This window comes from Pseudoclavibacter sp. RFBI5, from assembly GCF_002931395.1.
Taxonomy (GTDB): Bacteria; Actinomycetota; Actinomycetes; order Actinomycetales; family Microbacteriaceae; genus Pseudoclavibacter.
This window is the reverse complement of record NZ_PSYA01000010.1, coordinates 243,917-257,334: the sequence shown is the minus strand read 5'-3', so window position 1 is coordinate 257,334 and position 13,418 is coordinate 243,917. Positions and strand designations below refer to the sequence as shown.

Below are 13,418 nucleotides of genomic sequence, written 5' to 3'. Positions count from 1 at the left end.
GGTTACTCCGCGGCCTTCCAGGCTGCCGAGAAGTCGAGCCTGCTGGACGCCTCGAACTGCACTCCCTGGACGCCGGGCGCCTGGACGAGGTTCGTGGAGAGCTGGATGACGGGGACGGCGTAGCCCTCCTCGAGCAGCTGGGTGACAGCCGCGTCGACCTCGGTCTGGCGCGCATCCGCATCGACGATGGCGGCCTGCGAGTTGAGCACCTCGTCGATCGGGCCGACCTCGCGGTAGTTGTACTTGTTGCCGCCCTCAGCCGAGAAGAACACGCGGAGCGCGTCCGGGTCGGCGCGGGTGATGTTCGCCCAGGTGAACGGCTGCGTGCCGTCGTTGATCGCGGTCACGTCGGCGATGGGGGCCTCGCGGAGCTGGAGGTCGATGCCGACGGCGGCGAGCTGGACCTGCACCTGCTCGAGGACGTTGGTGGTCGGCTGCCAGTAGGCGAGCTCGAAGCTCAGCTTCTGGCCGTCCTTCTCGCGGATGCCGTCCGCGCCTTCGACCCAGCCGGCTTCGTCGAGCAGCTTCGCGGCGTCCTCGACGTTGTACTCGAGGATGTCGCTCTGGTCGCTGTAGTAGGGCGTCGACGTGGCGAGCACGCTCGTGGCCGGGCTGTCCTCTGGCGTCAGGAGGGCGAGGAGCTCCTCGCGGTTGATGCTCTTCTGCACGGCGAGGCGCACGTTCTTGTCGGAGAGGATCGGGTGCGAGGCATTCGGGATGAGGTTGTAGACGACACCGGGGTTGGCACGGTTCTGCACGTTCGCGCCGGCGCCCTTGAGTGCGTCGAGGTCGACGAAGGAGACGTCGGTCGAGACGTCGAGCTGGCCGGACTGGAGCGACCCGGTGAGCGTCGATGCCTCCGGGATGACGGAGTACGTGATCGTGTCGAGGTAGGGACGCTCGGTGTTGCCGGTCGTCGAGGCACCCCACGTGTAGTCCTCGCGGGCGGCGAGGACCGTCTCGGCGTTGGGGGTGTAGCTCTCGACGGAGAAGGGCCCCGAGCCGATGAAGTCGCCGGCGCAGCGCGCTTCCTGGCTGAGCTTCGTGCTCTCGGTGGAGACGAGCCCGAGCGTGAAGGTGGAGGTCGCCTGCAGGAACTGCGCGGACGGCTCGGCGAAGGTGTAGGTGACCGTCTGCGGGTCCACGACGGTGACCGACTCGAGGCCGGCGAGGTACAGATTGCCGAGCGCCGACTTCGCGCCGAGCGCCTGGACGCCCTCCGCGTTGGCCTTGACGGCTTCGGCGTCGATGGGCGTGCCGTCGGCGAAGGTCGGCCCCTCGGCGAGCCTGAAGGTGAACTCCCTCGCGTCGTCCGAGATCTCCCAGGACTCGGCGAGCCACGGAAGCACCTCGCCGGTCTCGACGTCCTGCGTCGTGAGCGACGCGACGGTCTGGCGGGCGATGTTGACGTTGTTGTTGTTGCCGACCTGGGCCGGGTCGATGCATCCGATGTCGCTGAGGATGCCGACGCGCAGGTTGCCGCCCTGAACAGGCTCTGCGTCGGCCGCCGCAACCGCTCCAGACTGCGACGCGCACGAGGCGAGCGCCATCATCCCGACCGCGGCGAGGGCGGCGGCGGAAAGCGGTCTGGTCGAGCGGGTCATCTGGACTCCTTCTCAGCGGAACGTACCCCGAGTGCGGGATCCGTCCCAGGTACGGGGATGTCCAGAGACTAGGAAGACGGCCGCCCACTCAGGTGGACGGCCGAAATCTCAGGTACCAGGAGGACACGCAGGGTCACATTGCGCGGAGGAACCCGGCGAGGTCTTCCAGCTCCTGCGGCGAGATGCCGTGCGCGAGGCCCGGGTAGGTGCGCTCGCTGGCCGTCGCGTGACCGGACAGCCACGCGGTGGTCCGATCGAAGGTGGCGTCGCTGATGATCTGGTCCCGGTCCCCGCGCCCGAAGAACACGGGTGGACGGATGCTGGTGAGCTCCTCGTCGCCCGGTTGCTCGCCCTGCAGGGAGAAGCCGGAGAGGACTGCCCCGCGCTCGAAGCGCTGCGGCTCCCGGCGCAGCAGCTGGGTCACCATGAGCCCGCCCTGCGAGAAGCCGATCGGGATGACGTTCGCGGCCGGTGCCGTGTTCTGGTCGAGCCAGGCGAGCACGGCGTCCGTGGCCGCTGAGGCCTTGGCCGGGTCGGGCAGGCCCGGGCGGTCGATGGGCACCCAGGCGTAGGAGCCGACCTCGGCGGGCGTCTCCTCGCGGAGGACGAGGGGCGCGCGCAGGGAGGCCCAGTCGAAGCCGTCGCCGAGGGACGGCAGGAGGCTCGTGAGATCGTCCTCGTGTGATCCGTAGCCGTGCATGAGCAGGAGGATCGGTCGCTTGCTCGAGGCGTCGATCGACGAGAGCGCCGTGCTGATCGCGAGCCCGCTCATGCCGCGACCGCCTGCGCACGCGTGCGGAGCACGACCTCGGAGCGCCAGGGATCCAGCACGGTGATGGTCGCGCCGTCGTCGGCGAACTGGAGGCCGGCGCCGCGGAGCCGGTCGGCGACCGCGTCGAGCTCGGTCCGTTCGGGAACCTCGATCGTGAGCTGGCCGAGGCCCAGGGTCGCGGCCCGGGGTCCGGCGCCCGCACTGTTCCAGACGTTGAGGGCGATGTGGTGGTGGTAGCCGCCCGCGCTCACGAAGAGCGCTCCTGGATAGGTGGTCGTCGTCTCGAAGCCGAGGGTGTCGACGTAGAAGCTCTTCGCGGTGTCGACGTCGCCGACCTGCAGGTGCACGTGGCCGACGTCCGCTGCGGCCTTCTGGGGCGCATCCGCGGTGTCTTCGACGAGGTTGGCTCGCAGGTAGGCGTTGGGATCGAGGAACTCGGTGGACATGGCGATGCGCCCGGCGGCGTCGAGCCACGTGTCACGTGGACGGTCGGTGTAGAGCTCGATGCCGTTGCCCTCCGGGTCGGTGAAGTAGAAGGCCTCGCTGACGTGGTGGTCGGAGGAGCCGACGAACTGGGAGCGCGGGTGCTGGGCCGCCCGGTAGACGGTCGCGGCGAGGTCGCTCGGCGTGTCGAACAGGAGGGCGGTGTGGAAGAGCCCGGCGGCACGGCGCGGCGCGACCGGGAGTCCGGGGGTGTGCCGGAGGCGCACGAGCGGGGCGGCTCCTCGACCGAGCGTGATCTCGCCGTCGGTCTCCGCGATCGGCTCGAGGGCGAGCGCCGTGCGGTAGTACTCGGATTGCGCGGCGAGGTCGCCGACGTGGAGTGAGACGAGGCCCATCCCGGTGCCTGCGTCGAGCTTGTCGCCATCTGTTGTCGTCATGGCACGAACCGTAGCACTCAAGAACTTGCATCTACAAGTAAAAGGCGCGAGGATGAGGGCATGACCGAACCCAGATGGCTCTCCGCGGACGAGCAGCACTCGTGGCTGCACTTCATCGGGGTCGTCGAGCTGCTCCCGGGTGCGCTCGACACGCAGCTTGGCAACGACGCCGGCATCACGCACTACGAGTATCTCGTGATGGCGGTCCTCTCGGAGTCGCCGGGCCGGAGCCTGCGCATGACCGACCTCGCGACGCGCACCAACGCCACGCTCCCTCGCCTCTCCCGTGTCGTCCTCGGCCTGGAGCAGCGCGGCCACGTCGAGCGCACGAGCCACCCTGGCGACCGCAGGGCGAAGATCGCGAAGCTCAGCGACAGCGGCATGCTGTTCCTCGAGGAGACCGCGCCCGGCCACGTCGGCAAGGTGCGGGAGCTCATCGTGGATGCCCTCACCCCCGAGGAGTTCAGCACGCTCGGCAGGATCTCCCAGAAGCTGCTCGACCGGATCGACCCCGAGGACCGCTTCGGCGTCCACCGGACCGCGACGGAGCCGTCGGGCTCGGACTCCGAGCCGATCGCCCGATTGGGCATCGGGGCTCCCGCGACCCGTGCGCTCGCCGGCGACGGGCAGACCCTGCTCGGCGACGTCGCCGGTGCGAGCCGCGAGCACCTGCTCTCCCTGCACGGCGTCGGCCCCCGCGCCGTCGGCATCCTCGAGGGTGCCCTCGAGGCGCGCGGTCTCGCGCCGCTGCAGCGCTGACGGTCCGCGCAGGGAGGCAGGCGGAGACCCCCGAACCACCAGCGCTGCTCGCGTGCCGCACATCGGCGAGCGACGGGCTGCCTCCCGCTCAGGCTGCGGCGAGGTGCGCCTCACGCTCGATGCTCCGCGCGACCGGCCGCTCGCAGAGATGGTGCGCGTAGGCGGGGATCGTCAGGAACGTCGGGAACTCGTCGTCCAACGAGACCCGTCGCAGGATCCGCGCGGCGGCCTCGAAGCGGTCGCCCTCGAAGCGATGCGCGTCGCCGAGGGCGCCGTCGAGCAGCGACTCGACCAGCTCACGCGTCACCACCGTGCCGGAGTCGGTCACCGTCTGCTGGGCGATCCACTGCCACAGCTGGGAGCGTGAGATCTCGGCCGTCGCCGCATCCTCCATGAGGTCGTCGATCGCGACGGCACCCACCCCGCGCAGCCAGCTCTCGATGTAACGCAGCGCGACGGAGACGTTGGCGCGCACCCCCTCGTCGGTGACGTGCTTCTCCAGCGAGCGCACGTCCAGGAGCTGCGCCGCCGTGACGTCGATCTCAGAGCGGTCTCGTCCGAGCTGGTTGGGTGCCCCGCCGAGCACGGCGTCGAATTCTGCACGCGCGACGTCGATGAGTCCCGGATGCGCGACCCAGGACCCGTCGAATCCGTCTGCAGCCTCCCTCGCCTTGTCGGCGCGCACCTTCTCGAGGGCACGCGCCGTGACCTCGGGCTCGCGGGAGTTCGGGATGAAGGCGCTCATGCCGCCGATCGCGTGGGCGCCCCGCGCGTGGCAGGTCCGCACGAGCAGCTCCGTGTACGCGCGCATGAACGGGACCGTCATCGTGATCCGGTCGCGGTTGGGGAAGACGTACTGGGGTCCGCGCGAGCGGTAGTGCTTGATGAAGCTGAAGATGTAGTCCCATCGTCCCGCGTTGAGGCCCGCGCAGTGCTCGCGCAGCTCGTAGAGGATCTCGTCCATCTCGAAGGCCGCGGGGAGCGTCTCGATGAGCACGGTCGCCCGGATCGTGCCGTGCTCGATGCCGATGGCCCGTTCCGAGAAGGTGAAGACGTCGTCCCAGAGGCGCGCCTCGAGGTGGTTCTCGAGCTTGGGCAGGTAGAAGTAGGGACCGCGGCCGCGCTCCAGCAGCTCCGTGGCGTTGTGGAAGAAGTAGAGCCCGAAGTCCACGAGCGAACCGGATGCGGGCCGCTGCTGGCCCGAGCGGTCGGTGTAGCTCAGGTGCTTCTCGACGAGGTGCCAGCCGCGGGGCCTGACGATGATGGTCGGCGTCTTGTCGGCGGTGACCGAGTACTCCTTTCCTTCCGGACTCGTGTACTCGATGCGCTCCCTGACCGCATCCAGGAGCGAGACCTGCCCGCCGACGATGTTCTGCCAGGTCGGGCTCGTCGCGTCCTCGAGGTCGGCCAGCCAGGCGTTCGCTCCGGAGTTGAGGGCGTTGATGGTCATCTTGCGATCGGTGGGGCCGGTGATCTCGATGCGGCGGTCCTCGAGGCCGGGGCCGGCGCCGGCGACTCGCCAGTTCGGGTCCTCCCGCACGGCGGCGGTCTCACTCAGGAAGCGGAAGTCGCGGCCGTTCTCGACGGCCTTCCGGCCGTCCATCCTGGCGAGCAGACGTTCGTGGCGCCTGCCCGCGAACTGGTCGTGGAGGCGCAGGACGAACTCGAGGGCTTCGCGGGTGAGGATCTCGTCGAAGCGATCGCCGATCGGCCCCGTCACCTTCAGGCGCGGTTCTGGTGTGCTGTTCATGGTCATGGCTGCTTTCTGCGTCGATGGGTCAGGGGGGTCGTCGTGGTCAGGGAAGTGGAGGGAGAGCGTGACGTCGCGCGGTTCAGTGGAACTGCTCGGACTCGGTGGAGCCGACGAGGGCGAGTGTGGAGCTGGCGGGGTTGAGGCTCGAGGACAGGCGGTCGAAGTAGCCGGTGCCGACCTCGCGCTGGTGCTTCGTCGCCGTGTAGCCGTCGGCCTCGCTTGCGAACTCGGCCTCCTGGAGGTCGACGTAGGCGCTCATGTGGCGGGCGCTGTAGTCGCGGGCGAGCGTGTACATGGAGTGGTTGAGCGCGTGGAATCCGGCGAGGGTGATGAACTGGAAGGTGTAGCCCATGGCAGCGAGCTCACGCTGGAACGCGGCGATCTGCTCGTCGTCGAGGTGGCGCTTCCAGTTGAAGGACGGCGAGCAGTTGTAGGCGAGCTTCTTGTCGGGGAACTCGGCGTGGATGCTCTCGGCGAAGGTTCGGGCCAGCTCGAGGTCGGGTTCGCCGCTCTCGACCCAGAGGAGGTCCGCGTACGGGGCGTACGCGTGCCCGCGGGCGAGCACTGTCTCGATGCCTGGCTTCGTCTCGTAGAACCCTTCAGCGGTCCGGTCGCCCGTCAGGAACGGTCGGTCGCGCTCGTCGACGTCGCTCGTGATGAGGTTCGCGGCGAGGGAGTCGGTGCGGGCGATGATGACGCTGGGCACGCCGGCGACGTCGGCGGCGAGGCGGGCCGCGTTGAGGGTGCGGATGTGCTGCTGGGTCGGCACGAGGACCTTGCCGCCCATGTGACCGCACTTCTTCTCGCTCGCGAGCTGGTCTTCCCAGTGCACGCCCGCGGCTCCTGCCTGGATCATGGAGGCCATGAGCTCGTAGGCGTTGAGCGGGCCGCCGAAGCCGGCTTCGGCATCGGCGACGATGGGCGCGAGCCAGTCGCGGCTCGGCGCCCCGTCCTCGGCGGTCTCGATCTGGTCGGCACGGAGGAGGGCATTGTTGATGCGGCGGACCACGGCCGGTACGGAGTTCGCCGGGTAGAGGCTCTGGTCCGGGTAGGTCTGGCCGGAGAGGTTCGCGTCGGCGGCGACCTGCCACCCGGAGAGGTAGATGGCCTTGAGGCCGGCGCGCACCTGCTGCACGGCCTGGTTGCCGGTGAGCGCCCCGAGGGCGGCGACCCAGCTGCCGTCGTCGTCGTTCACGAGGTCCCAGAGGCGCTCCGCTCCTCGGCGTGCGAGCGTCTGCTCCTCGACGACACTCCCCCGCAGCGCGACGACGTCCTCGGCGGAGAAGTCGCGTGTGATGCCGCTCCAGCGGGCTTCCGTCTTCCAGGCCGTCTCGATGCTCGCGGCCTTCGCCTGCACCGACTCGGTTCCATGAGGCGTCGTCTGGTCCATGATGAGCTCCTTTGCTCGAAGAACTGGTGTTGTGTCGATCCTGCGCCGCCCTGAACGCTCGAGACGAAAAGTCTCACTAGAAATCTGCCCGTTCTTCTAGCGCGCAGAAGGCTGCGTGTGGCACGGTTGCGCACATGGACATCGACGTTCTGACGCTCGGCCGACGCATCCGCTCGATACGGCAGGAGCGGGGCCTCACCCTCGAGGCGCTCGGCACCGCCATCAAGCGCGCACCCTCGCAGATCTCCGCCATCGAGACCGGGAAGCGCGAGGTTCGACTGACCGAGCTGCAGGCCTTCGCGCGCCTCTTCGGGGTGAGCGTCGACGAGCTGCTCTCCGACGCCCCGCTCTCGAAGCGCGCGTCCCTCGAAGTCGAGCTCGAACGCGCGCAGGCGGGCCGGATCGCCCTCGCGCTCGGCCTCGATCCGCTTCCCATCCGCCGCTCGCTGAGCGATGAGGCCATCGAGACGATCCTCGCTCTCTACCGGGAGCTCGCCAGAATCGACTCAGAGCGGGCGGCGACCCCCGAGGAGGCTCGACGAGCCAACACCGAGCTGCGGCGCGCCATGCGCGAGCGGGACAACTACTACGCGGAACTCGAGGAGCAGGCCTCTGCGCTGCTCACGAGCGTCGGGCACGAGGATGGGCCGCTCTCGCAGCGCACCGCGGCCGACATCGCGGCTCACCTCGGGCTGACGCTGCACTACGTGCGCGACCTGCCCGTCTCGACCCGTTCGGTCGTCGATCGGAGACACGGTCGCATCTATGTGCCCCTGGCCCAGTCGGCGGATGCCGACCCACGATCGATCATCCTGCAGACCATCTCGAGCTACGTGCTCGGCCACGAGGCACCGCGCGACTACGCCGAGTTCCTCCTGCAGCGCGTCGAGACGAACTACTTCACCGGGGCGCTCCTGATCCCGGAGCTGGGGGCCGCGAAGCTCATGGGTGCGGCCCAGCAACGTCGGGCGCTGTCGGTCGAGGACCTCCGGGACGCGTACGGGGTGAGCTACGAGACCGCAGCCCACCGGTTCACGAACCTCAGCACGCATCACCTCGGCATCCCGGTCCACTTCCTGAAGGTCAGCGAGTCCGGGGTCATCTCGAAGGCCTACGAGAACGACAGCGTCAGCTTCCCCACCGACGCGCTCGGCGCCGTGGAGGGCCAGTTCGTGTGCAGGCAGTGGAGCGCGCGGCGGGTGTTCGACGTCGAGGACCGCTTCAGCCCCTACCACCAGTACACGGACAAGCCGGTCGGCACCTACTGGTGCACCTCGCGCATCCAGAACACGCCCCTTGGCACCTTCTCGGTCAGCGTCGGCACGGCCTTCGAGCACGCGAAATGGTTCGCGGGGCGCGAGACGACGCGCAGGCACACCTCCACCTGCCCGATCGGCGACTGCTGTCGTCGCCCCTCTGAGCAGCTGTCGGCGAGGTGGGCGGGCGCGTCGTTCCCGAACGCCCGCCTCCACACCTCACTGCATGCGGCGATGCCGACCGGGGCGTTCCCCGGCGTCGACGAGGTGGAGGTGTACGAGTTCCTGGATCGTCACGCCCCGGCGGCACTGGCGGAGGCACCGCCCGCGCCGAGCAGCTGACCGCTGGGCGCATCCGCCGATGGCGGCTCCGCCGGCAGTCCGAGCGTCTCGCGGAGGGTGGCCCCAGGCGTGTACTCCTCGCGGTACACGCCGCGCTCCTGCAGCTCTGGGATGACGCCGTCGACGAAGCGGTCGAGCCCGTTGGGGATCAGCGAGGGCACGATGACGAACCCGTCGGAGGCGCCGCCCTGGACGTAGCGGGAGATCTCGTCGGCGATGTGCGACGCGGTCCCGACGAAGGTGTGCCGCGTGTTGAGCTTCACCATCAGCTCGCGCACGGTGAGCGAGTCCCGCTCCGCGATCTCCCTGAACCTGGAGATCTGGGCGCGCTGCTTGGAGAGGTCGTTCGCCTGACCGGCGCGGATGCGCTCGTCGCCAGGCTCGAGGTCGGGCAGCGGGCCGTCCGGGTCGACGCCAGACAGGTCCCTCCCCCACACCTGCTCGAGCATCGCGATCGCCGTCTGCGGGCTGACCTGGGCGAGGGCTTCCTCGCGGGACCGCTCGCGGGCATCCGCCTCAGAATCGCCGATCACGAATGTCGCGGCCGGCATGATCAGGAGGGAGTCGCGTGAGCGGCCAGCTGCGGGCAGGCGGCCCTTGACGTCGTCGTAGAACCGCTTGCCGTCTTCGAAGGCGGCGTGCAGGGAGAAGATGATCTCGGCGTTCGCCGATGCGAAGTCTCGCCCAGCCGGGGAGTCGCCGGCCTGCACGATGACCGGGTAGCGCTGGGGACTGCGTGGCACGTTCGGGATCGTCTCGACGTCGAAGTGCTTGCCGACGTGGTTGATGCGGCTGACCCCGCCGGGGCGCAGGTACTCACCACGGCCGGGGTTGGCGGCGATCGCGTCGGCCTCCCACGCGTCCCAGAGACGCTTCGAGAGCCGCACGAACTCCTCGGCCCGCTCGTAGCGCTCCGAGTACTCCAGGAACCCGCCACGGCGGAAGTTCTGGCCGTGGAAGGCGTCGCTCGACGTGACGACGTTCCAGCCGGCTCGTCCTTCGGAGAGGTGGTCGAGGGTCGCGAGCTGCCTCGCGAGATCTGCCGGCTCGTTGAAGGTCGAGGAGAGCGTGCCGACGAGTCCGATGTGCTCGGTGAGACTGGCGAGTGCGGCGAGGATCACGAGCGTGTTGGGGCGCCCGACGACGTCGAGCTCGTGGATGCGCCCCTTGTGCTCGCGAAGCCGAAGCCCCTCGGCGAGGAACAGGTAGTCGAACCTGCCGCGCTCGGCGGTCTCCGCGAAGGCCCGGAAGGAGGCGAGGTCGATCTGGCTTCCTGCATCCGGGTCGGTCCAGATGGTCGTGTTGTTGACCCCGGGGAAGTGCGCCGCGAGGTGGACCTGCTTGAGGGGCGTGCCGCTCATGCGCGCTGTGCCTTTCCATCGTTGACGAGGGCGCCGCGGCCGCGAGCCGCTTGGCGGTCTGCATGGGCTGCGGCGAAGCGGTTCGCGGGGCGCGGTTCGAGCCCGAGCGTCTTGCGCAGGCTCGGTGACTTCTCGCGGGGGTTCGGGGGCGAGACGATGCCTCGAGCCTCGAGCATGGGGCGCACCCTGTCGACGAACTCGGCGACGTCGCCGTGGGTCAGGGGGCGGACGCGCACGCCGTCGAGGCCGGCGTCCGCGTACTTGGCGATGAGCTCGGCGGTCGTCACGTTGGATCTGACCACGACTCTGGTGTCGCTGCGGTATCCGGAGTCTGCGCGGACGCGCTCGTCGAGCGCTCGGAAGTGCTCCTCGGTCGACCCGTCCTCGTCGCCGAGGAAGATCTCCAGGTCGGCGACGACGCGGAGGGGCTCGCCCGTGCGGCCAACGCGCTGCTCTGCCTCCCGGATCGCTGCGAGGAGCTCGGCGACCGTGGCTCGGCCGGGCGTGACGAACACGACGTCGGCCTGCCGCGCCGCGAACTCGAACGCGTCCTGCGTCTGCGCGAGCGCGAAGACCGGCGGCTGCCCCTGCGGCGAGCGCGGCACGATGGAGGGCCCCTTCACGCTGAAGTGCTCGCCCTCGAAGTCCGCGTAGTGCAGGCGGTCCGCGTCGATGAATCGGCCCGTCGGCTCGTCGCGGATGACGGCGTCGTCTTCCCAGCTGTCCCAGAGCCGCCGGATGACCTCGACCGAGTCCGCCCCTTCGGCGAAGATCGCGTCGAGGCCGAGTGAGCTCTTGCGTCCGAAGCTCGCCGCCTCCGCGGCACTCGCGCTGAGCTTGGCCCGGAGGCCCGCGCGGCCGAGCGACACGAAGTCGAGGGTCTGGATGCTCGTGGCAGCGTGGAACGGCTCCGCGTGCGTGAGGCCGATGGTGGGGACGAGCCCGATCCGCTTGGTGTGCGGGGCGAGGGCGGCCGCGAGAAGGGTCGCGTCGAGCGACACCTCGGCGAGATCGCGAGATGCCTCCCAGTCCGGGGCGCTCCCCTCGATCTGGTAGGCGTCCTCGAAGGTGACGTAGTCGATGCCGGCGCGCTCGGCGTGCTGGACGAGTTCGCGCCAGTAGCCGAGCTCCGTGAGCCGAGTCCCGTCACCGCGTGGCAGCACCGTCCACGCGGCTGGGTGCCAGCCTGCGCCCTGGAGCGCGAGCCCGACCGTGAATCGTCCGGGGCTTGGTCGTCTCGACATGATGCCTCTCTCACGGGATCCGGTGTCCGAGCACCGCGGAGCGCAGCAGCCGCGGTGTTCTGGGTTGCCCGATCGTAGTTCCGCGCGTCACAGCCGGGAGTCCGGGTGCGTCACCCGCCGAAATGGAGTGCAACATTGCGACGCGCGCGAGCGACCGGGATCACGGCCGTGGCCGATTAGTCTGCTGTTCCATGGAGCTCGAACTCGCAGTCTTCGGTGTGGCGGCGGTCCTCATCATCGTCGCCGTGGCCGCCATCGCGCCCAAGCTGGGGGTCGCGGCGCCCATCCTGCTGGTGCTCGTCGGCATCGGGGTCGGCTATCTGCCCGGGGTCCCTGACTTCGAGTTCCCCCCTGAGCTGATCCTCACGATCGTGCTGCCGCCCATCCTCTACTCGGCCGCCGTGAACGTTCCGCTGGCGGATTTCCGCCGCAACCTGCGTTCCATCACGGGACTGTCGGTGCTGCTCGTCATCATCTCGGCGTTCGGCAGCGGGCTGCTCCTCTACGCGCTCCTCCCCGACCTGAACCTCGCCGCCGCGATCGCGCTCGGGGCCGTCATCAGCCCGCCGGATGCGGTGGCCGCGACGGCGGTCGGCAAGCGGCTCGGCCTTCCTCCGCGCCTCGTGACGGTGCTCGAGGGCGAGGGCCTCGTGAACGACGCGACGGCGCTTGTCATGCTCCGCAGCGCGATCGCGGCGACGGCGGGAGCGCTGTCGTTCTGGGGAGCTGTCGGTGACTTCGTGCTCGCCGTGACCCTGGCCGTCGTCCTCGGCGCCGTGGTCGGCGCGGTCACCGTGTACGTGCGCTCCAAGCTCGACAGCGCCGTGCTGACGACGGCGATCTCGTTCACGGTGCCGTTCCTGGCCTACGTGCCGACGGAGGAGGTCGGTGGCTCCGGTGTGCTCGCGGTCGTGGTCGCGGGACTCATCACGGGGCACGCCAGTGCGAGCCGGTTCAGCCCGCAGGATCGCATCAGCGAGCGCACGAACTGGCGCACGGCGCAGCTCCTGCTGGAGAACGGCGTCTTCCTCCTCATGGGCTTCGAGCTGTCGGCGCTCATCGAGTCCGTGGACGGCGACGAGGACGGCATCGGGCTGCTGCACGCTGTCGGCATCGGCCTGCTCGCGACGATCGCGCTGGTCGTCATCCGGGTGCTGTTCGTCATCCCGCTCGTGCTGATGCTCCGCAGGGAGCAGCGCCGAGCCGAGCTCGTCGCGCCTCGCGTCGAGCAGTTCCTCAAGCGGGTGACCGCCCCCGGACTCGCGAGCACGCGGCCGCGCCTCGTCGACCGGGCCAAGCGCGCGAGCGCCGACATCGCGTTCTATCGCGACGAGGGGCTCGGCTGGCGAGGCGGGGCCGTCCTGGCGTGGTCCGGGATGCGCGGGGTCGTCACGCTCGCGGCGGCGCAGTCGCTGCCCGCGGATTTCCCGTACCGGCCGCAGCTCGTGCTGATCGCCTTCACGGTGGCGATCGTGACGCTCGTCGTGCAGGGCGGCACCCTCCCGCTTCTCATCAGGAAGCTCGGGGTCACCGGCACGGACGCCGACGCGGACGCCCGGGAGCTCGCGAGCCTCGCCGACGAGGTGTTCGACGTCGCGCGCGAGTCGCTCGCGAACCCGGAGCTTCGGCGTGCTGATGGCGGAGCGTACGACGCTGAGCTGCTCGAGCAGGTGCAGGCCGTCGCCTCCCGGATGAGCCGGCTGCTCTCCAAGCCCGTCGACCTCGACGAGGACGCGCAGGACACGCACGTGCAGCGGCGGGAGCTCACACGCATCCTGCTCGACAACGCTCAGCTGGCGCTGCTCGACGCGAGGTCGTCGGGGAGCTACTCGTCTCGGACCATCGAGCAGGCGCAGCACCGCCTCGATGCCGAGGCCCTCCGCTTCGGCGGCGCCTGACGCGAGTGTGGGAGGCGGGCCAAACGCGAGTTCGCGCGGCGCCCGACGCGAGTTCGGCGCCGCCCGATGCGACTCCCTCACACACGACGGCGGGGTGCGGGCTCGTCCTGAGCCCGCACCCCGCCATGTCGCTCGAGCACCCGTCGGCCGTTGCCGTG

Annotated in this window: 10 protein-coding genes; 3 read left to right on the top strand and 7 right to left on the bottom strand. The window is 69.8% G+C overall.

The genetic code is table 11. The features are described 5' to 3' along the window. Window positions 1-2: 2 nt before the first annotated feature. From C5E06_RS08155 to C5E06_RS08145, 3 genes are all read right to left on the bottom strand, one after another. Entirely contained in the window at window positions 3-1,604 is a 1,602-nt protein-coding gene (locus tag C5E06_RS08155) for an ABC transporter substrate-binding protein (RefSeq protein WP_104306565.1), read from the bottom strand. 133 nt (window positions 1,605-1,737) lie between these two features. Next, window positions 1,738-2,376, bottom strand: coding sequence for an alpha/beta hydrolase (locus C5E06_RS08150; protein ID WP_104306564.1), 639 nt, complete (start codon window positions 2,374-2,376; stop codon window positions 1,738-1,740). Then, complete coding sequence (locus C5E06_RS08145) at window positions 2,373-3,257, bottom strand: VOC family protein (RefSeq protein WP_104306563.1); 885 nt, start codon at window positions 3,255-3,257, stop codon at window positions 2,373-2,375. Before C5E06_RS08145 ends, C5E06_RS08150 begins: the two co-directional genes overlap by 4 nt. A 60-nt stretch (window positions 3,258-3,317) precedes the next feature. Here C5E06_RS08145 and C5E06_RS18945 point away from each other — a divergent pair, with 60 nt between their 5' ends. After that, entirely contained in the window at window positions 3,318-4,016 is a 699-nt protein-coding gene (locus tag C5E06_RS18945; protein WP_104299082.1) for a MarR family transcriptional regulator, read from the top strand. Window positions 4,017-4,104: 88 nt separating this feature from the next. Here the strand turns inward: C5E06_RS18945 and aceB are convergent, their stop codons facing one another. Both aceB and aceA read right to left on the bottom strand, forming a co-directional pair. Beyond that, window positions 4,105-5,772, bottom strand: a complete 1,668-nt coding sequence (aceB, locus tag C5E06_RS08135; protein ID WP_104306562.1) for a malate synthase A — start codon at window positions 5,770-5,772, stop codon at window positions 4,105-4,107. A gap of 76 nt (window positions 5,773-5,848) precedes the next feature. Further along, window positions 5,849-7,159 carry an isocitrate lyase gene (gene aceA, locus C5E06_RS08130; RefSeq protein ID WP_104241107.1) on the bottom strand — a complete coding sequence of 437 codons (1,311 nt, stop codon included), beginning with the start codon at window positions 7,157-7,159 and terminating at the stop codon, window positions 5,849-5,851. A gap of 134 nt (window positions 7,160-7,293) precedes the next feature. On the opposite strand from aceA, the gene C5E06_RS08125 reads away from it, so the two are divergent. Then, window positions 7,294-8,757, top strand: coding sequence for an XRE family transcriptional regulator (locus C5E06_RS08125; protein ID WP_104241106.1), 1,464 nt, complete (start codon window positions 7,294-7,296; stop codon window positions 8,755-8,757). Here the strand turns inward: C5E06_RS08125 and C5E06_RS08120 are convergent. Together C5E06_RS08120 and C5E06_RS08115 are read right to left on the bottom strand one after the other, a co-directional pair. Then, complete coding sequence (locus tag C5E06_RS08120; RefSeq protein ID WP_104241105.1) at window positions 8,709-10,118, bottom strand: NtaA/DmoA family FMN-dependent monooxygenase; 1,410 nt, start codon at window positions 10,116-10,118, stop codon at window positions 8,709-8,711. The two genes, C5E06_RS08125 and C5E06_RS08120, sit on opposite strands and share 49 nt — an antisense overlap. Continuing rightward, window positions 10,115-11,362, bottom strand: a complete 1,248-nt coding sequence (locus C5E06_RS08115) for an LLM class flavin-dependent oxidoreductase (protein ID WP_104306561.1) — start codon at window positions 11,360-11,362, stop codon at window positions 10,115-10,117. The genes C5E06_RS08120 and C5E06_RS08115 overlap by 4 nt, the downstream gene beginning before the upstream one ends. Before the next feature lie 191 nt (window positions 11,363-11,553). Between C5E06_RS08115 and C5E06_RS08110 the strand changes: the two genes are divergently transcribed. Then, window positions 11,554-13,260, top strand: a complete 1,707-nt coding sequence (locus tag C5E06_RS08110) for a sodium:proton antiporter (protein WP_104299087.1) — start codon at window positions 11,554-11,556, stop codon at window positions 13,258-13,260. Window positions 13,261-13,418: the final 158 nt, after the last annotated feature.

What these genes read in the sequence shown, in the direction of transcription:
- C5E06_RS08155 (WP_104306565.1), bottom strand. Translation starts at nt 1,604, where the DNA reads ATGACCCGCTCGACCAGACCGCTTTCCGCCGCCGCCCTCGCCGCGGTC.
- C5E06_RS08150 (WP_104306564.1), bottom strand. Translation starts at nt 2,376, where the DNA reads ATGAGCGGGCTCGCGATCAGCACGGCGCTCTCGTCGATCGACGCCTCG.
- C5E06_RS08145 (WP_104306563.1), bottom strand. Translation starts at nt 3,257, where the DNA reads ATGACGACAACAGATGGCGACAAGCTCGACGCAGGCACCGGGATGGGC.
- C5E06_RS18945 (WP_104299082.1), top strand. Translation starts at nt 3,318, where the DNA reads ATGACCGAACCCAGATGGCTCTCCGCGGACGAGCAGCACTCGTGGCTG.
- aceB (WP_104306562.1), bottom strand. Translation starts at nt 5,772, where the DNA reads ATGACCATGAACAGCACACCAGAACCGCGCCTGAAGGTGACGGGGCCG.
- aceA (WP_104241107.1), bottom strand. Translation starts at nt 7,159, where the DNA reads ATGGACCAGACGACGCCTCATGGAACCGAGTCGGTGCAGGCGAAGGCC.
- C5E06_RS08125 (WP_104241106.1), top strand. Translation starts at nt 7,294, where the DNA reads ATGGACATCGACGTTCTGACGCTCGGCCGACGCATCCGCTCGATACGG.
- C5E06_RS08120 (WP_104241105.1), bottom strand. Translation starts at nt 10,118, where the DNA reads ATGAGCGGCACGCCCCTCAAGCAGGTCCACCTCGCGGCGCACTTCCCC.
- C5E06_RS08115 (WP_104306561.1), bottom strand. Translation starts at nt 11,362, where the DNA reads ATGTCGAGACGACCAAGCCCCGGACGATTCACGGTCGGGCTCGCGCTC.
- C5E06_RS08110 (WP_104299087.1), top strand. Translation starts at nt 11,554, where the DNA reads ATGGAGCTCGAACTCGCAGTCTTCGGTGTGGCGGCGGTCCTCATCATC.